General features: G+C 67.2%; 16 protein-coding genes. 7 read left to right on the top strand and 9 right to left on the bottom strand.

Annotated features, from left to right (window positions below):
• Positions 1-88: 88 nt before the first annotated feature.
• Positions 89-1531 (bottom strand): CCA tRNA nucleotidyltransferase, encoded by a 1443-nt coding sequence (locus tag ACFWDI_RS17005; protein ID WP_385304700.1) that lies wholly within the window; start codon positions 1529-1531, stop codon positions 89-91.
• A 180-nt stretch (positions 1532-1711) separates the two neighbouring features.
• Here ACFWDI_RS17005 and ACFWDI_RS17000 point away from each other — a divergent pair, with 180 nt between their 5' ends.
• The 7 genes from ACFWDI_RS17000 (at position 1712) to trxA (ending at position 11188) form a co-directional block, all read left to right on the top strand.
• Complete coding sequence (locus tag ACFWDI_RS17000) at positions 1712-4060, top strand: DUF6049 family protein (protein WP_385304697.1); 2349 nt, start codon at positions 1712-1714, stop codon at positions 4058-4060.
• A 45-nt stretch (positions 4061-4105) separates the two neighbouring features.
• Entirely contained in the window at positions 4106-6256 is a 2151-nt protein-coding gene (murJ, locus tag ACFWDI_RS16995) for a murein biosynthesis integral membrane protein MurJ (protein WP_385304695.1), read from the top strand.
• A 117-nt stretch (positions 6257-6373) separates the two neighbouring features.
• Entirely contained in the window at positions 6374-8074 is a 1701-nt protein-coding gene (locus tag ACFWDI_RS16990; RefSeq protein WP_385304693.1) for a serine/threonine protein kinase, read from the top strand.
• Positions 8075-8099: 25 nt separating this feature from the next.
• The gene (gene sigM / locus ACFWDI_RS16985; protein WP_362677336.1) at positions 8100-8804 is read left to right on the top strand and encodes an RNA polymerase sigma factor SigM; all 705 of its coding nucleotides are present in this window, start codon (positions 8100-8102) and stop codon (positions 8802-8804) included.
• Positions 8801-9703: a hypothetical protein gene (locus ACFWDI_RS16980; protein WP_385304691.1), complete on the top strand. Its 903-nt coding sequence runs from the start codon at positions 8801-8803 to the stop codon at positions 9701-9703. Before sigM ends, ACFWDI_RS16980 begins: the two co-directional genes overlap by 4 nt.
• Positions 9704-9828: 125 nt before the next feature.
• Positions 9829-10803, top strand: a complete 975-nt coding sequence (gene trxB, locus ACFWDI_RS16975) for a thioredoxin-disulfide reductase (RefSeq protein ID WP_385304688.1) — start codon at positions 9829-9831, stop codon at positions 10801-10803.
• A gap of 52 nt (positions 10804-10855) precedes the next feature.
• Positions 10856-11188 (top strand): thioredoxin, encoded by a 333-nt coding sequence (trxA, locus tag ACFWDI_RS16970; protein ID WP_142214727.1) that lies wholly within the window; start codon positions 10856-10858, stop codon positions 11186-11188.
• 75 nt (positions 11189-11263) lie between these two features.
• On the opposite strand, the gene ACFWDI_RS16965 is transcribed toward trxA, so the two are convergent.
• From ACFWDI_RS16965 to rnpA, 8 genes are all read right to left on the bottom strand, one after another.
• Positions 11264-11881 carry a GNAT family N-acetyltransferase gene (locus ACFWDI_RS16965; RefSeq protein ID WP_385304724.1) on the bottom strand — a complete coding sequence of 206 codons (618 nt, stop codon included), beginning with the start codon at positions 11879-11881 and terminating at the stop codon, positions 11264-11266.
• Between the two features lie 306 nt (positions 11882-12187).
• Positions 12188-13285 (bottom strand): ParB/RepB/Spo0J family partition protein, encoded by a 1098-nt coding sequence (locus ACFWDI_RS16960; protein ID WP_327324769.1) that lies wholly within the window; start codon positions 13283-13285, stop codon positions 12188-12190.
• Positions 13282-14358 carry a ParA family protein gene (locus tag ACFWDI_RS16955; RefSeq protein ID WP_385304686.1) on the bottom strand — a complete coding sequence of 359 codons (1077 nt, stop codon included), beginning with the start codon at positions 14356-14358 and terminating at the stop codon, positions 13282-13284. Before ACFWDI_RS16955 ends, ACFWDI_RS16960 begins: the two co-directional genes overlap by 4 nt.
• A 265-nt stretch (positions 14359-14623) precedes the next feature.
• The gene (gene rsmG, locus ACFWDI_RS16950) at positions 14624-15340 is read right to left on the bottom strand and encodes a 16S rRNA (guanine(527)-N(7))-methyltransferase RsmG (RefSeq protein WP_385304684.1); all 717 of its coding nucleotides are present in this window, start codon (positions 15338-15340) and stop codon (positions 14624-14626) included.
• A 113-nt stretch (positions 15341-15453) separates the two neighbouring features.
• Positions 15454-15966, bottom strand: coding sequence for a R3H domain-containing nucleic acid-binding protein (locus tag ACFWDI_RS16945; RefSeq protein WP_362677348.1), 513 nt, complete (start codon positions 15964-15966; stop codon positions 15454-15456).
• Positions 15967-15980: 14 nt separating this feature from the next.
• Complete coding sequence (gene yidC / locus ACFWDI_RS16940) at positions 15981-17249, bottom strand: membrane protein insertase YidC (protein ID WP_385304682.1); 1269 nt, start codon at positions 17247-17249, stop codon at positions 15981-15983.
• 3 nt (positions 17250-17252) lie between these two features.
• Positions 17253-17612: a membrane protein insertion efficiency factor YidD gene (gene yidD, locus ACFWDI_RS16935; RefSeq protein ID WP_385304680.1), complete on the bottom strand. Its 360-nt coding sequence runs from the start codon at positions 17610-17612 to the stop codon at positions 17253-17255.
• Positions 17609-17980 (bottom strand): ribonuclease P protein component, encoded by a 372-nt coding sequence (gene rnpA / locus ACFWDI_RS16930; RefSeq protein WP_385304677.1) that lies wholly within the window; start codon positions 17978-17980, stop codon positions 17609-17611. The genes yidD and rnpA overlap by 4 nt, the downstream gene beginning before the upstream one ends.
• Between the last annotated feature and the right edge of the window lie 14 nt (positions 17981-17994).

Genomic DNA, 17994 nt, shown 5'->3' with positions numbered 1-17994 from the left:
CTACACTCTAACCCCCCCCCTCGGTTTCTTCCCCGGGGCCCATTTTTACTCCTCAAACTGCGCCCCGCTTCACGCTCAGCGCCCGCACTCAGCTCTGCGTCGGCCACCATTCCTTCAGCGCCGCGACCGCCGCGTCATGCTCCATCGGCCCGTTCTCCAGGCGCAGCTCCAGCAGGAACGCGTACGCCTTGCCGATCACCGGACCGGGACCCACGCCCAGGATCTCCTGGATCTGGTTGCCGTCCAGATCGGGCCTGATGGCGTCCAGCTCCTCCTGCTCCTGAAGCTGCGCGATGCGATCCTCAAGCCCGTCATAGGCCCGGGAGAGGGCGCTCGCCTTGCGTTTATTGCGCGTGGTGCAGTCCGAGCGGGTCAGCTTATGGAGCCGGGTCAGCAGCGGCCCCGCATCACGTACGTAACGCCGCACTGCCGAGTCGGTCCACTCCCCGGTCCCGTAGCCATGGAACCGCAGATGCAGCTCCACCAGCCGCGAGACGTCCTTGACCATGTCGTTGGAGTACTTGAGCGCGGTCATCCGCTTCTTGGTCATCTTCGCCCCCACCACCTCGTGGTGGTGGAAGGAGACGCGGCCGTCGCTCTCGAAGCGCCGGGTCCGCGGCTTCCCGATGTCATGGAGCAGCGCGGCCAGCCGCAGCACGAGGTCCGGGCCGTCCTCCTCAAGGTCGATGGCCTGCTCGAGGACGATCAGTGAGTGCTCGTACACATCCTTGTGCCGGTGGTGCTCGTCACTCTCCAAACGCAGGGCAGGCAGTTCGGGCAGCACATGGTCGGCCAGGCCGGAGTCGACGAGCAGTCCCAGTCCCTTGCGGGGGTGGGTGGAGAGGATCAGCTTGTTCAGCTCATCGCGCACCCGTTCGGCGGAGACAATGTCGATGCGGTCCGCCATCTCCTTCATCGCGGTGACGACCTCGGGCGCCACCTCGAAGTCCAGCTGCGCGGCGAAACGAGCGGCCCGCATCATCCGCAGCGGGTCGTCCGAGAAAGACTCCTCGGGCGTACCGGGGGTCCGCAGAACGCGCGCGGCGAGGTCCTCCAGACCGCCGTGCGGATCGATGAACTCCTTCTCCGGCAGAGCCACGGCCATCGCGTTCACGGTGAAATCGCGGCGTACGAGGTCTTCCTCGATCGAGTCGCCGTAAGAAACCTCGGGCTTACGAGACGTCCTGTCGTACGCCTCTGAGCGGTACGTCGTCACCTCGATCTGGTAGCCGCCCTTCTGACAGCCGACCGTCCCGAAGGCGATCCCGACCTCCCACACGGAGTCCGCCCAGGGGCGGATGATCTTCAGCACGTCCTCGGGACGGGCGTCCGTCGTGAAGTCCAGGTCATTGCCGAGCCGGCCGAGCAGTGCGTCCCGGACCGAGCCCCCGACCAGGGCAAGGCTGTACCCGGCCTCCTGGAAGCGGCGGGCGAGGTCGTCGGCGACAGGGGACACCCGCAGCAGTTCACTGACCGCGCGGCGTTGCACCTGGCTCAGTGCAGTGGGGTTCTCTTCATTGGCGTTCGGCACAACAGAAAAGGGTACGTGCCGGGGCCGACCTGAGCGCCCCTGTTTATGGCCGCCCCGGAAGCTCCTTCCGATCATGTGGGGCACTCCGCGGCACTTCGGCGCCGCGCACCTCGTTACCATGCGTGGACGCAAGAGCCGAGAAGCACCAGAGGCATCAGACGACAAGGGACGGGCGAGCGCGTGGCCGAGGCGGCAGACTTCCAGGGGATGGGTCCTTCTCCTGCCCGCCGGTGGCTGCGACGCACAGCCTCCCTGATCGCCGGCGCCCCGCTCGTGGCCGGACTGCTGTGTGGTCCTGCCGCTCCTTCCGCGCACGCCGCCGAAACCACCGAAGCCGCCACAAGCTCTCGCTCAGTCGATGTGTCTCTCGACACTCTTACGCCGGTCGCCCCGGGCAAGAGCGACACACTCACCATTTCTGGCTCGGTGTACAACAAGGGCAAACAGACCGTCACCGACGCTCAGGTCGATCTACGGGTGGGGCCGACGCTGTCCAGCAGGACTGCCATCGACCGTGCCGCCGAGCGGACCGGCTACGCCGCGGGCATCGACCCTGCACCGGTCGACGGCAAGTACACGGTCAAGATCCCGAAGCTCCCCTCCCACATCAGCCGGGACTTCAAGCTCTCGGTCCCGTTGAGTGACCTCGAACTCAACGAAGACGGCGTCTACCAGCTCGGTGTGTCGCTGTCCGGGCAGACCCCGGCTGAGCCCTTCGACCATGTGCTGGGCATCGAGCGCACCTTCCTGCCCTGGCAGCCCGAGGCCACGGAGAAGAAGACCCAATTCACCTATCTCTGGCCGCTGATCTCTTCGACGCACCTCACCGCGGAAACCGGGTCCGACGAGCAGCAGACCCCGGTCTTCGAGGACGAGAGTCTGGCCAGGGAACTTGCCCCCGGCGGGCGGCTCGAGCAGCTCGTCTCGCTGGGCAGCGATCTGCCCGTGACCTGGGTCATCGACCCGGATCTGCTGGCCACAGTCGATGCGATGACAAGGAACTACCAGGTCAAGAACGGGACCACCACCGTCGCGGGGAAGAACCAGGCCCTGGCCAAACGGTGGCTGCGCTCCGTCGAAGCCGCGGTGCAGGGGCGCAAGGTCGTCGCTCTGCCGTTCGCCGACCCGGATCTGGCCTCCCTGGCCCACCGCGGCAAGGACATCTCCGGCTCTCTCAGCCATCTGCAGCCGGCCACCGAAGTCGCCGAGACGACGGTGGAAACGATCGTCCATGCGAAGCCGACCGTCGACTTCGCCTGGCCGGTGGACGGAGCGATCGACTCCTCGATCGTCGACGTCGCCACCTCTGCCGGCGCCCACAAGGTGATCGCCCGCAGTGACAGCCTGCGGGACAACCTGTCGTACACGCCCAGCTCGGCGCGGCCGATCGGCGGCGGGACGACGGCGGTGGTCGCCGACGCCCGGCTCTCCACCGCCTTCCAGGGCGACATGCTGAAGACCGGGACGTCCACTCTCGCTGTGCAGGAGTTCCTCGCTCAGACGCTCGCGCTGACCCTTCAGGTCCCGGGCAAGGAGCGGAGCATCGTCGTCGCCCCGCAGCGGATGCCGACCGCGTCCCAGGCGCAGTCCATGGCCCGCGCGCTGCAAGCCCTCAATGCTCAGCGCTGGACCCAGCCGCTCGATCTGGTCGCAGCCGCGGGCGCCAAGCCCGACGCCGATGCGACGACCAAGGTGCCCGCCTCCTCCCGCTACCCCGGTCAGCTGCGGAAGCAGGAGTTGCCGGTCCAGGCGTTCCAGGACATCAGGACCACACAGAACACCCTGGACAACTTCAAGGTCATCCTCACCGCACAGGACCGGGTGGTGACGCCGTTCGGCCGGGCGATCGACCGGGAGATGTCCACGTCCTGGCGCGGCAGCCCTGCGGCGGCCCAGCTGTATCGCGACAGTGTGCGGACCTATCTGCAGAGCCTCACCGAAGAGGTACAGCTGATCGAGAAGTCGCAGGTGACCCTGTCGGGGCGCAGTGCGACAATCCCGGTCACCGTGCAGAACAAGCTGGTCCAGGGCATCGACCATCTGGTGCTGCGGCTGAGGTCGGACAACCCCACGCGCCTCAGCCTCGACCACGACAAGGGCATCGCCGAGCAGCCGATCAAGGTCGAGGGCGGCCACAGCCAGTCGGTGAAATTCGCCGCTTCGGCCAACGCCAACGGCCCGGTGCAGATGACGGCCCAGCTCTACACGGAGGACGGCAAGCCATACGGCCTGCCCATGGAGTTCACGGTGAAGGTCTCCGAGATCACACCGACCGTGATGCTCGTCATCGCGGGCGGCGTCCTGCTGCTCGTCCTCGCAGGCGTCAGGATGTACAGCCAGCGCAAGCGCGCGGCTGCCCGCGAGGCGGCCGCGGAGGATGCGGAGGGCACAGAGGAGGCTGCTGAGGGCACTGATGGCCCGGAAGGTGACATCAACAGCCCCGATCCCGGGCAGGCGAGTGACCCGACACCGGACACCGGACCGGAAAGCGGCGACCCGTCGGGCACGGGTGAGAAAGTGGACCGTTGAGCGATGTCGTGGCCGGCCGGCCGGGGACGATGAGGTGGGGTAGCAATGAACGCGCCGTACGACGGTGACCGCGGTCAGGGCACGGGCGAAGACCCGGCAGACCAGGTTCCTCCGCCGCCGCAGCCTGCCCCCGAACCGTACACACAGGACCCGTACGTCCAGGACGCCTACGCCCGTGATCCTTACCGGGCGCAGGATCTGTCTGCCCAGGACCCGGTGACCGAGGCGCTCTACGACCGCGCCTCGCACCCGCCGCCGAGTCCGGGCACGTATCAGGAACCGCCGGCTCTGTACCAGCAGCCGCCGACTCCACAGCATGCCCCGGACCCCCACGTCTGGGCGCAGACCCCGCCGCCCGAGCCCGCCGGACCGTCGCGTCATCTGCCGTACGGGGAGAACGCCAGGACCACCCAGTTCACGGGCGTGGACGACCTGGTCACCCGGGCCGGCGAGGAGGAACCGGAGCCTGACGCGTTCGCGCACCTTTTCCGGGACCAGCAGACCTCGGGGCAGCCCTCGCCCACTCCTGAGCCGATCCCGGCGCCGCCCGCCCCGAAAAGGCCGAGCGGCCGGGTCTCCGGCCTGATGAGATCCAGCGCGGTGATGGCGGCGGGCACTCTGGTCTCCCGCCTCACCGGCTTCGTCCGCAGCCTGGTTATCACCGCTGCGCTCGGCGCCTCACTGCTCGGTGACACCTACACCGTGGCGTACACCCTGCCGACGATGATCTACATCCTCACCGTCGGAGGCGGCCTCAACTCCGTCTTCGTGCCGCAGCTGGTGCGCTCGATGAAGAACGACGACGACGGCGGCGAGGCCTACGCCAACCGTTTGCTCACCCTCGTCATGGTGGCGCTCGGAATCATCGTCGCCATCGCGGTATTCGCGGCACCGCTGCTGATCCATCTGATGTCGGACACCATCGCCAGCAGACCGGCGGCCAACAGCGTCGCCGTCACCTTCGCCCGGTACTGCCTGCCCACAATATTCTTCATGGGCGTGCACGTGGTGATGGGCCAGATCCTGAACGCACGTGGGAAGTTCGGCGCGATGATGTGGACTCCGGTCCTCAACAACATCGTCATGATCGCCACGTTTGGCCTGTTCATCTGGGTCTACGGCACCTCTGCCGAATCCCAGATGGGGGTCCAGACGATCCCGCCGGAGGGTGTCCGGCTGCTGGGCATCGGCACTCTGCTCGGTCTCACCGTCCAGGCTCTGTCGATGATCCCGTATCTGCGCGAGACGGGCTTCCGCTTCCGTCCCCGCTTCGACTGGAAGGGCCACGGCCTCGGCAAGACCGTCAAGCTGGCCAAGTGGACCGTGCTGTTCGTCCTCGCCAACCAGGCGGGTGTGCTGGTCGTCACCCAGCTCGCCACTGCTGCCGGCGAAGCCTCCGGGAGGTCCGGCGCGGGCATCCTCGCCTACTCCAATGCCCAGCTGATCTGGGGCATGCCGCAGGCCATCATCACCGTCTCGGTGATGGCCGCCCTGCTGCCCCGCATCTCCCGCGCAGCCCACGACAACGACCCGGGGGCCGTGCGCGACGACATCTCCCAGGGCCTTCGCAACTCCGCGGTCGCCATCGTCCCGGTCGCCTTCGCGTTCCTCGCCCTCGGCGTCCCGATGTCCACGCTCCTGTTCGCCTCCAGCGGCCTGGAGTCCGCCCGGGGCATGGGCTTCATCCTCATGGCGTTCGGCCTCGGCCTCATCCCGTTCTCCGTGCAGTACGTCGTACTGCGCGGCTTCTACGCGTACGAGGACACCCGCACGCCCTTCTACAACACCGTCATCGTCGCCGGGGTCAATGCCGCCGCCTCCGCGCTCTGTTACGTGGTCCTGCCGGCCCAGTGGGCGGTTGTCGGTATGGGCGCCTCGTACGGCCTCGCCTACGCCGTTGGCGTGGGCGTCGCCTGGCGGCGGCTGAAGAACCGGCTGGACGGTGACCTGGACGGCTCCCGCGTCATGCGTACGTACACCCGGCTCGGCATGGCCTCCGTCCCGGCCGCGGCCGCCGGCGGCGCGGTCGCCTTCTTCGTCATGAAGGGACTCGGCAGCGGCGCTGCAGGCTCGCTCGCCGCGCTGGTCGCCGGCGGAATCGTGCTGCTGGGCGTCTTCTTCGTCGCCGCGAAGCGGATGCGCATCGATGAGCTCAACGCTTTGGTCGGAATGGTCCGCGGACGCCTCGGACGGTAGAACGCGAGTACCGCACAACCATCGTCGGCCGCCGTGTGTCGTGCATAGCGGCCGACTGTGGGCACAATTGGCATGGCTTTTGGATAGGGCGCAACGGATGGGGAGGCAGGAACGACGGTGGCGGAACGTAGCACGGCTGCCGTCGACGTGGCCGACAACAGCGGAGACGACCCGCTGACCGCGCAGGCGGGCAAGGCCACGACCGACGGGGCGGCGGAATCCCAGAACTCGGCGGAGAAGACCGCACCGGACACGGGCAGCGAACGGCAGGGCACCGACCCCGCCATCGCTGCGCCCGAACTGCACAGTGGCCACAAGCTCGCCAGACGCTACCGCCTCGAGGAGTGCGTCACCCGTCTGGACGGCTTCAGCAGCTGGCGTGCTGTCGACGAGAAGTTGCGCCGTGCGGTGGGAGTGCATCTGCTCCCCGCCGATCACCCGAGGGCGCGCTCAGTGCTCGCGGCGGCCCGCTCCTCCGCACTCCTCGGCGACCCTCGATTCGTACAGGTCCTGGACGCCGTCGAAGAGAACGATCTCGTCTACGTCGTCCATGAGTGGATTCCTGACGCGACGGAGCTCACGGCTCTGCTCGCCATGGGCCCCATGGAGCCTCACGACGCGTACCAGCTCGTCGACCAGCTCTCTCAGGCCATGGCCGCAGCGCACCGTGAAGGCCTTGCCCACCTCAGGCTCACCCCGGGCGCGGTGCTGCGGAGCTCGACCGGGCAGTACCGGATCCGCGGCCTCGCGGTGAACGCCGCTCTGCGCGGAATCACCGCCGATGGACCACAGCGTGCCGACACCGAGGCGATCGGTGCGCTTCTCTACGCGGCACTGACGCATCGCTGGCCGTACGAGAACGACGCGTACGGCCTCTCCGGGCTGCCCAAGGGCGTCGGACTGATCGCCCCCGACCAGGTGCGGGCCGGCGTTCACCGCGGCCTCTCTGAACTCGCCATGCGGGCCCTGATCAACGACGGTGCCACTGCCTCCCGCCAGGAGCCGCCGTGCACCACGCCCGACGAGCTGGCCAAGGCCGTGGCGGCGATGCCGCGCATCCGCCCGCCGGAGCCCGCGTTCACCTCACCACCTGAATACCAGCGCACGACCTACCAGCAGGGGACCTACGCCCGTCCCGCGCCCCGCCCGGGCACGAGCACCACCCGGCCGGTTCCCTCGCCTCCGGCACCGCTCCAGAGCCGCACCGGCAAGGTCCTCAAGTGGACCGTGGCCGCGCTGCTCATCGCCGCGCTGGGGCTGGGCAGCTGGCAGGTGGCGGACAAGCTGATCGACCGCGACAAGGACTCGGTCGATCCGGGCAGCTCGCAGACGGACAGCGGCGAAAAGAACCCCGCACCCGAATCCGGCAAGCCAGTCGCCATCAAGGGTGCCCGTGACTTCGACCCGCTCGGGGACCACTCCGAGAAACCGGCCGGGATAAAGAACAGTTTCGACGGCGACCCGTCGACGTTCTGGACTACCGACGGCTACCTCCAGAGCGGTGACTTCGGACGGCTGAAGCCGGGCGTCGGCATCATTCTCGACCTCGGCAAGGTCCAGCAGGTCGGCACCGTGGATGTCTCCTTCCTCGGCGGTGACACCTCCGTGGAGCTGCGGGCAGCGTCCGAAGATGCCTCGTCCGAGCCGACAACCCTCGACGGCTTCAACAAGGTCGCCAACGGATCCGGTTCGAATGTGTCCCTCAAGCCCGGCAAGCCGGTACGGGCACGGTACGTTCTGGTCTGGCTGACCAAGCTGCCACAGAGCGACGAGGGCAACTTCCGGGGCAAGGTCTCGGAGATCAAGATCACCAGCTGACGGCACCAGGGGAGGGGGCTCACCGTTGGACGACGCGACACTCGGCGACACAAGCGACCAGGACCTTCTGGCACGCCATGTCGCAGGGGACCCGGATGCCTTCGGTGAGCTTGTACGGCGCCACCGCGACAGGCTCTGGGCCGTCGCCCTGCGAACCCTGGGCGACCGTGAGGAGGCTGCGGACGCGGTCCAGGACGCCCTGGTCTCCGCCTTCCGGGCTGCCCATACCTTCCGCGGCCAGTCCGCCGTCACTACCTGGCTCCATCGCATCACCGTGAACGCGTGTCTCGACCGGGCCCGCAAGGCTTCCTCGCGGAAGACCTCCCCCGTCGACGACACCGAGCGGCTGGAGCAGCTACTTGAGCCTCATGAGTCCGCCGAGGCTCCGGTCGAGCGCAAGGATCTCCACCGCGAACTACTGGCCGCACTGGCGAAACTTCCCGTCGATCAGCGGGCCGCGCTGGTGCTTGTCGATATGCAGGGCTACCCCGTCGCGGAGGCGGCCCGCGTCCTCGATGTGCCCACGGGGACCGTCAAGAGCCGCTGCGCGCGTGGGCGGGCACGGCTGTTGCCCATGCTCACTCATCTGCGGAGCGATACCGGGGATAACACCGAGGTCAGCATGGGAAGGAACCGGACGCCGGGGACATCCGTCCCACCGGCGTCGGGACAAAGGGACGCAGGGCCGAATGACCCTGCAGCTGTGAAGGGCGGAGGTGGGCGCGCGTGACATCCACGGCCGACACGACTCAGCACCCGGACGTCTCGGAGATCTCCGACCTCACGGAAGGTCTTCTCTCGCTGGAGCGCACGGCCGATGTGCGGCAGCACCTCGACGGATGTCCCCTGTGCGCGGATGTACGCACGTCCCTCGAGGAGATTCGCGGGCTGCTCGGCACACTGCCCGGAGCGCATCGGATGCCCGCCGACATCGCAGGCCGTATCGACGCCGCTCTGGCCGCCGCGGCTCTTCTGGACGCCACCGCACCCGCAGAGGCCGTCGATGTTTCACGTGAAACAGCGCCCGTCGCTCAGCAGGCGGACGTTACGCCGACCGACCGGCCAGCGGGCCGCCCGCGCGCTGCCACCGGTCCCGGCCGCAGCCGCCGGACACGGCGCCGCCGCACAGCCGTCCTCGGTGCCATCTTCAGCGCGGCCGCAGTAGGCGTCAGCGTCCTGCTCCTCCAGTCCCTGCAGTCCACCGGCGACAACAGCGCAGACTCCGCCAAGAAAGAAGCAAGCGTCAGCTCCACTGCGGGTGGCACCCAGGACTTCTCCGAGTCCGGCCTGCAGAGCCGCGTGCAGGCTCTGGTCGCCACCAGTCTCGGTCAAGGGGAGCCGAGGACAGAGAAGGGGCCGTCTATCGACAGCCAGTCCAACCCCGTCTCGCCCAAGAGCAAGCCGGACGTGACTGTGCCTCCCTGTATCCAGAAGGGCACCGGCCGGACCGATGCTCCGATCGCCTTCGAGCGGGGTCAGTACGAGGGCAGTAACGCCTACCTCGTCGTGCTGCCGCACTCCACGGACAGTGGTCAGGTCCAGGCGTATGTGATCGATGCGGCCTGCGTCGACACCGCCCCCGCACCGACGGGCAAGCTCCTGCTGACGACCGCCTACCCTCGCCGCTGACACACCCCGCCGCGCCACTCGGACGTACCGGGAATGCACGCCCCGTAGGATCCGTTGGGTGGGGTGAGAGTCATTGAACCGGCCCCGTAGGCAGCAGGCAGTCCGCAGAAACGAGGAAGAAACCCGTGAGCGACGTCCGTAACGTGATCATCATCGGCTCCGGGCCCGCCGGCTACACGGCTGCGCTCTACACCGCGCGCGCATCGTTGCAGCCGCTGGTGTTCGAGGGGGCCGTCACCGCCGGCGGTGCACTGATGAACACGACGGAGGTGGAGAACTTCCCCGGCTTCCGCGAGGGCATCATCGGCCCGGACCTGATGGACAACATGCGTGCACAGGCAGAGCGCTTCGGAGCCGAGTTGGTCCCGGACGATGTCATCTCGGTCGACCTCACGGGCGAGATCAAGACCGTCACTGACACGGCAGGCACCGTTCACCGCGCCAAGTCCGTGATCGTGACCACCGGTTCACAGCACCGCAAGCTCGGTCTGCCCAACGAGGACGCACTCTCCGGACGCGGTGTCTCGTGGTGCGCGACCTGTGATGGCTTCTTCTTCAAGGACCAGGACATCGCCGTGATCGGCGGCGGTGACACCGCGATGGAAGAAGCCACCTTCCTCTCCCGCTTCGCCAAGTCCGTCACCATCGTCCACCGCCGCGACAGCCTGCGCGCCTCCAAGGCCATGCAGGACCGCGCTTTCGCCGACCCGAAGATCTCCTTCGCCTGGGACAGCGAGGTCGCCGCGATCCACGGCGAGCAGAAACTCTCCGGTCTGACCCTGCGCAACACCAAGACCGGCCAGCCCTCCGAGCTCGCTGTGACAGGACTGTTCATCGCCGTGGGCCACGACCCGCGCACCGAGCTCTTCAAGAGCCAGCTCGAGCTGGACGACGAGGGCTACCTGAAGGTCGAGGCGCCGTCGACGCGCACCAACCTGACCGGTGTCTTCGCAGCGGGTGATGTCGTCGACCACACCTACCGTCAGGCCATCACCGCCGCCGGCACGGGCTGTTCAGCTGCCCTTGACGCTGAGCGCTTCCTCTCCGCGCTTGCCGACGGCGAGAACGCCGCCGAGCCGGAGAAGACCTCTGCGGTCTGACGCCCGCACCATCCCTCCCCCTCACACCCCGCAAAGAAGTAAGGAGGCCGCCGTGGCCGGCGCCCTGAAGAACGTGACCGATGACACCTTCGAAGAGGATGTCCTCAAGAGCGACAAGCCCGTACTGGTGGACTTCTGGGCCGCCTGGTGCGGTCCCTGCCGCCAGATCGCGCCATCCCTCGAGGCCATCGCGGCCGAGCACGGCGACAAGATCGAGATCGTGAAGCTCAACATCGACGAGAACCCGGCCACCGCCGCCAAGTACGGGGTCATGTCCATCCCGACGCTGAACGTCTACCAGAACGGCGAGGTTGCCAAGACGATCGTCGGCGCGAAGCCGAAGGCCGCGATCGTGCGCGACCTCGAGGGCTTCATCGGCGAGTAGCACCGCGCCGCTGTTTCACGTGAAACACGAATGGGCTCATCCCTCACCGGGATGAGCCCATTCTCGCGTTGGTACTCACAACGGCCGTAGCACCGGCTCCTTCTGAACAGCCCCGAGCAGTCGGTCCAGCGCCAGCTCCACGTCTTCCTTCCAGGAGAGCGTTGTCCGCAGCTCCAGCCTCAGCCGGGGATACGTCGGATGGGGACGCACGGTCTTGAAGCCCACGGCCAGCAGATGGTCGGCGGGCAGCACACAGGCGGGCTCCTTCCAGCGGGCATCCCCGAACGCCTCGATCGCCCGGAAGCCCCGCCGCAGTAGATCCTTGGCCACGGTCTGCACCATCACCCGCCCGAGCCCCTGCCCCTGATACCCCGGCATGATCCAAGCGGTCATCAGCTGCACGGCATCCGGTGAAACAGGGCTCGTCGGGAAAGCCGTGGAACGCGGCACATACGCCGGAGGCGCATAGAGAACGAAGCCGACCGGTACCTCGTCGACGTAGACGACCCTGCCGCAGGAGCCCCACTCGAGCAGCACGGCCGAGATCCAGGCCTCTTTCTCCAGTGAGGGTGTTCCCGCCTTTACCGCGGCTTCTCCACTGACTGGATCAAGTTCCCAGAAGACACACGCGCGACAGCGCTTGGGAAGGTGCGAAAGGTTGTCCAGCGTGAGTGGTGCAAGCCGACGCCCCATGAAGGCCATTCCTCACTTCCTTCGCCTGCCGCGCTGCGAGCGGCTGCCAGCGCGCTCCTCTCCCGGAGCAGGCTGCTGACGAACCCGCCCACTGCCCCCAGGCCCAAGCCAGCTGTCACCAGTTGGCTGCGGCTCACCGATCGCATGGCCCTCGCCCTCCCTCTGAGGTGGATCAAGGTGGATGCGCCATACCAGAACGCATCGTATCCACCCAGCCCTGGCACGGATACCGGGCGACGGCAAAGGGCAGACCGTGTTCCTCCAACGATCGGACACGGCCCGCCCCTGACGGTATTACGGAAGGGCTCAGCCCTCGTCGCCCTCAACGGGCTCCTCGCCGAGTCCCTGCTCCAGGACCCGTCCCTCGCCGGGGGCGAGGGTGCCGAGGATGCGCTCCAGATCGTCTATCGACGCGAACTCGACAACGATCTTCCCCTTCTTCTGACCGAGGTCGACCTTCACTCGCGTCTCGAACCGGTCCGAGAGCCGTGAAGCCAGGTCGGTGAGCGCCGGTGACAGACGGGCACCGGCTCGCGGACTCTTCGGCTTGGACGTGCTCTTGGGGTTCGAGTTGATCAGGGTCACGATCTCTTCGACCGCTCGCACCGAGAGCCCCTCGGCCACGATCCTGTGCGCAAGCCGGTCCTGCTCCTCGGAGTCCTCCACCGAGAGCAACGCCCGCGCATGACCGGCCGACAGCACCCCGGCAGCCACCCTGCGCTGGACGGGAGGCGAGAGACGCAACAGGCGCAGCGTGTTGGACACCTGTGGACGCGAGCGTCCGATCCGGTCGGCCAGCTGGTCGTGCGTGCAGTTGAAGTCCTTGAGCAGCTGGTCGTAGGCGGCAGCCTCTTCCAGCGGATTCAGTTGGGCACGGTGCAGGTTCTCGAGCAGCGCATCCAGAAGGAGCTTCTCGTCGTCCGTATCCCGGACGATCGCGGGAATCCGCTCCAGACCCGCCTCACGGCAGGCCCGCCAGCGGCGCTCGCCCATGATGAGCTCATAGCGCTCGGGCCCCAACTGCCGAACGACAACGGGCTGAAGCAGCCCCACTTCCTTGATGGAAGTGACCAGCTCCGCAAGAGCGTCCTCGTCGAACACCTCACGCGGCTGGCGCGGGTTGGGCGTGATGGTGTCAATCGGCAACTCCGCGAAGTGGGCGCCGGCCGGCTCGACCGGCTGCGGCACAGCCTCCGGTTCCGGCGCAGGCGTGATCGCCTCCGACGGAGGGGAAGCGCTGGGCAGCGTCGTCACCTTCGCCGCCGCCACACCACGTTCCGCGGTCAGCACCGGACCCGCTCCCGAAGAGCTCGAAGCCCCGGAAGGAGGCACCGCCTTCTCCTGGGGAGCGGCAGGGATCAGCGCACCCAGCCCACGCCCCAATCCTCTACGTCGCTCACTCACTGGATCCCCTCCGACATGTTCTGCTGGCTGTTCTGGCTGCCCACCTGGGCATGCTGCGGGTCGTAGTGGATCCCGACCCCCCGCAGCGCGATCTCCCGCGCCGCCTCAAGATACGACAGGGATCCACTGGAACCCGGATCGTAGGTCAGCACCGTCTGTCCGTAGCTCGGCGCCTCCGAGATACGCACCGAGCGCGGAATGCTCGTCCGCAGCACCTCATTGCCGAAGTGACTGCGCACCTCGTCGGCCACCTGAGAGGCCAGCCGGGTCCTGCCGTCGTACATGGTGAGCAGGATCGTCGACACATGGAGGTCCGGGTTGAGATGACCGCGGACCAGGTCCACGTTCCGCAGCAGCTGGCCCAGACCCTCCAGTGCGTAGTACTCGCACTGAATGGGGATGAGCACCTCGGCACCGGCGACCAGCGCATTGACGGTCAGCAGACCGAGCGACGGCGGGCAGTCGATGAGGATGTAGTCCAACGGCTGCTCATAGGCCTGGATCGCCCGCTGCAGTCGGCTCTCCCGCGCCACCAGCGACACCAGCTCGATCTCCGCACCGGCGAGATCGATGGTGGCGGGGGCGCAGAAGAGACCTTCGACGTCCGGGACGGGCTGGACCACCTCGGAGAGCGGCTTGCTCTCCACCAGGACGTCATAGATCGAGGGGACTTCGGCGTGGTGATCGATCCCCAGCGCCGTGGAGGCGTTGCCCTGTGGATCCAGGTCTACCACCAGAACGCGCGCGCCGTGCAGCGCGAGCGAGGCAGCGAGGTTGACCGTAGTGGTGGTCTTGCCTACGCCGCCCTTCTGATTGGCGACCACCATGACGCGTGTCTGCTCAGGTCGGGGCAGACCCTCACCGGCACGCCCCAGCGCCTCCACGGCCAGCTGGGCAGCACGGCCGATGGGGGTGTCGTCCATCGGGGGCGGTGTTTCACGTGAAACATCCTCCCCCGACGGCTCAGTACGGGGACCGGGGACCGGATCGGTCATCGGTCCCGCGATGTTGGCGTCGGACCGCAAGGATTCACTCTCCTCGACTTCAGGCTCGCAATGCACAGAGCCTGCCATGCTTTCGGGGTCGTGAACCAGCGAGGCCCGTGGTTCTGTGGAGGAATCCACCTCTGTGGACAATTCTGTAGCCCTCAAGAGGGGCTTCCGGTCCCGCATCGGGGCGGCAGCACGGCCGCGGCTGATGATTCCCTGCAGCAGTGAGCGACGTTTCACGTGAAACACGATGCACGCGCCGCGGGACTACAGCCGCACGACACTCCGAAATGCGTACGTATGGCAGCTTGTATGGAGCATCGCTGATAGACAGTACGGACTGTACGGATCAGCGACGCCGTCGGGTACGACTGGTCCGGGCGGCCTTGGCCCGCTTTGCCGCGAAACGCACTCCGCCGGGGCTCTCTCCGACTTCCACACGCACCACAGTGGAGAGCGGCTCAACGATCCCCTCACCGACGTGCAGCACCGAGGTCTCCACCACGCCGAGCTTGCTCAGCGCAGCACGGGCCCCCTGGAGTTCCTCCTCGGCAGTGTCGCCCTTGAGCGCCAGCATCTCTCCGTACGGACGCAGCAGAGGCACTCCCCAGCCCGCCAGCCGGTCCAGCGGTGCCACGGCTCGCGCCGTCACCACATGCACGGGAGGTAGCTTCCCCAGCACTTCCTCGGCTCGGCCCCGGACCACGGTCACATGGTCCAGGCCCAGCAGTTCGACCACTTCCTGAAGGAAGTTCGTTCGCCGCAGCAGCGGCTCGAGGAGCGTGATCTTCAGATCCGGGCGTACCAGCGCCAGCGGGATGCCCGGCAGACCGGCCCCGGAGCCGACATCGCAGACGGTGACGCCCTCGGGCACGACCTCCGAGAGCACCGCGCAGTTCAGCAGATGCCGCTCCCACAGCCGCGGCACCTCACGGGGACCGATCAGGCCCCGCTTGACTCCCGCGTCAGCGAGCAGCTCCGCGTACCGCACAGCCTCCGGAAAGAACTCTCCGAATACCGTCCGCGCCTCTTCGGGCGCCTGGGGAAGCTCTACTGCCTCCGTCACGGGAACCGTCCTTCCGTACCGCACTGTCGCAATGTGGACTGTGGTGGCTGACTATCAGGCTGACAAAGATCGGCCCCGCCTGCGAACAGACGGGGCCGAGGAAACAATCGAGGTCAGGCCGGGAGTACGACGACGAAGCGCTGCGGCTCCTCGCCCTCGGACTCACTCCGCAGACCCGCGGCCGCGACCGCGTCGTGCACAACCTTGCGCTCGAAAGGCGTCATCGGGTTCAGCTTCACCGGCTCACCGGTGCTCTTCACCTCGTCGGCCGCCTTCGCACCCAGCTCGCTGAGCTCCGTGCGCTTCTTGGCCCGGAAGCCCGCGATGTCCAGCATCAGCCGGCTCCGGTCCCCGGTCTCCCGGTGCACTGCGAGCCGCGTCAGCTCCTGGAGAGCCTCCAGGACCTCGCCGTCGCGGCCCACGAGCTTCTGCAGATCCCGGCTGTCCCGGTCGCCGATGATCGAGACCGCTGCCCGGTCCGCCTCGACGTCCATGTCGATGTCGCCGTCGAGATCAGCGATGTCGAGCAGACCCTCGAGGTAGTCGGCCGCGATCTCCCCTTCCTGCTCGAGGCGGGTCAGGGTGTCGCCGCCCTCGGCGGGGGCGGAGATGGTGCCTTCCGTCACGGATGGACTCCTTCTTACTTCTTGGACGACGGGTGCTTGGGCCGCTGCTGACCCTTGCGTTGTCCGGACTTGGGCTGCTGGCGTGCGGAGCCTGAGGCAGGCTTGCCCGCCGGCTTCGGCTGGGCGTCCTGCGGCTCGTCCTTCTGCAGCGAGGGCTTCGACTCGGAGTCGGCGCCCTCAGAGCTCTTGGCTGCGCCCGGCTGGGCACTGGCGGACTGCCGCTTCGCCTTGGTCTGACGCTTGGGCTGCTGCCGCCGCTGCGCTGCGCCGCCGTCGGCCTCGGCGACAGCGGTGTCACTCTTGGCCACCGTGCCGTCCGCCTGAGCGGCAAAGCCCGCCTTGGCCAGGCCGCTGATGAACTTGCGCTCGTTGTCGTTGCGGTCCACGCCCTTGGCGACGATCGCCTGGATGACATTGCGCTTGCGCCGCGAACGTACCTCGCTGTGGGCGGTGACGCCCTTCAGCAGCCGCTGCAAGTACTGGTCCTGGGCCTTGCTGCCCGGGGTCGGGTTCTGGTTGATCACGAACATCTGCTGGCCCATGGTCCACACGTTGGTGGTCAGCCAGTAGACGAGGACACCGACGGGGAAGTTGATACCCATCACGGCGAAGATCACCGGGAAGATGTACATCAGCATCTTCTGCTGCTGCATGTACGGCGTCTTCACCGTGAGGTCGACGTTCTTCTGCATCAGCTGGCGCTGCGTGTAGAACTGCGACGCCGACATCATGATGATCATAATCGCGGTGACAATGCGCACATCGGTCAGCGAGGCGCCGAGGGCAGCGACCTTCTCCGTGCTGTCCGTGAACTTCGACGCCAGGGGGGCACCGAAGATGTGTGCCTGCCGGGCACTGTCCAGCAGCGATTCATTGATAACGCCGATGGTCTTGCCCGAGGCGATGCTGGACAGCACGTGGTACAGAGCGAAGAAGAACGGCGACTGCGCGAGGATCGGAAGGCACGAGGAGAGCGGGTTGGTGCCCGTCTCCTTGTACAGCTTCATCATCTCTTCGGACTGACGCTGCTTGTCGTTCTTGTAGCGCTCCTGGATCGCCTTCATCTTCGGCTGGAGCGCCTGCATGTTCCGGGTCGACTTGATCTGCTTCACAAAGAGCGGGATCAGACAGATCCGGATGAGGATCACCAGCGACACGATGGACAGTCCCCAGGCCCAGCCCGTGTTGGGGCCGAAGATCGCCCCATAGAGCGTGTGGAACTGGACGATGACCCACGAAACAGGTGTGGTGATAAAGCTGAAGAGACTGGCAATCGTGTCCACTAATCAGGCTCCTTGAGCATTGGGCGAAGACTCTGCGGCCGGGCTCGGGGGTTCGGGGGCCGACCCCCGGGAAGGCACATCAACTGCGGAGTGCCCGCCCTTGCTGCCGCGCAAGGCGTCGCGCAGCATCTCGTGCCACCGCGGGCGCTTGCGCGGCGGCACATAATCCACACCGCCCGGCGACCACGGATTGCACCGCAGGATCCGCCAAGCGGTGAGAGCTGTGCCCTTCACCGCGCCGTGCCGGTCGATGGCCGTAAATCCGTAGTGGGAACACGACGGGTAGTACCTGCAGACGGGCCCCAACAGCGGGCTGATCGTCCACTGGTACAGCTTGATCAGAGCCAGCAGCGGGTACTTCATCGCGCGCCCCCTCCCAGCAGCCGCTGAAGAGCGGCATCCAGGTCTCGGGCCAGCTGTTCATAAGCGGCGTCGCCCGCACCGGGCAGCGCCCGTACGACCACCAGGCTACCGGGGGGCAGCTCGGCGAGACGGTCGCGTATCAGGTGGCGCAGTCTCCGCTTGACCTTTGTGCGTACGACCGCGCCGCCCACTGCCTTGCTCACGACGAAACCCGCACACGTCGGGGGAGCGCTCTCCCCAGGCGCGTGCGGGTCCGTTGCACCGCTGCGTAGATGGACGACGAGAAGCGGGCGTCCGGCCCGACGTCCCCGGCGTACCGCGGTCGCGAAGTCCTCGCGCCGCCTCAGCCGATTCTCGGTAGGCAGCACGTCATGACCTGTAA

Source organism: Streptomyces sp. NPDC060064, assembly GCF_042736455.1.
Classification (GTDB): Bacteria; Actinomycetota; Actinomycetes; order Streptomycetales; family Streptomycetaceae; genus Streptomyces.
The sequence above is the reverse complement of the archived record's forward strand: the minus strand, read 5'-3'. Positions and strand labels throughout refer to the sequence as shown.

Bases quoted from the DNA above. Each gene is read 5' to 3' on its own strand.
- murJ (WP_385304695.1), top strand. From the start codon at position 4,106: ATGAACGCGCCGTACGACGGTGACCGCGGTCAGGGCACGGGCGAAGAC.
- ACFWDI_RS16955 (WP_385304686.1), bottom strand. From the start codon at position 14,358: ATGGCAGGCTCTGTGCATTGCGAGCCTGAAGTCGAGGAGAGTGAATCC.
- yidD (WP_385304680.1), bottom strand. From the start codon at position 17,612: ATGAAGTACCCGCTGCTGGCTCTGATCAAGCTGTACCAGTGGACGATC.
- ACFWDI_RS16965 (WP_385304724.1), bottom strand. From the start codon at position 11,881: ATGGGGCGTCGGCTTGCACCACTCACGCTGGACAACCTTTCGCACCTT.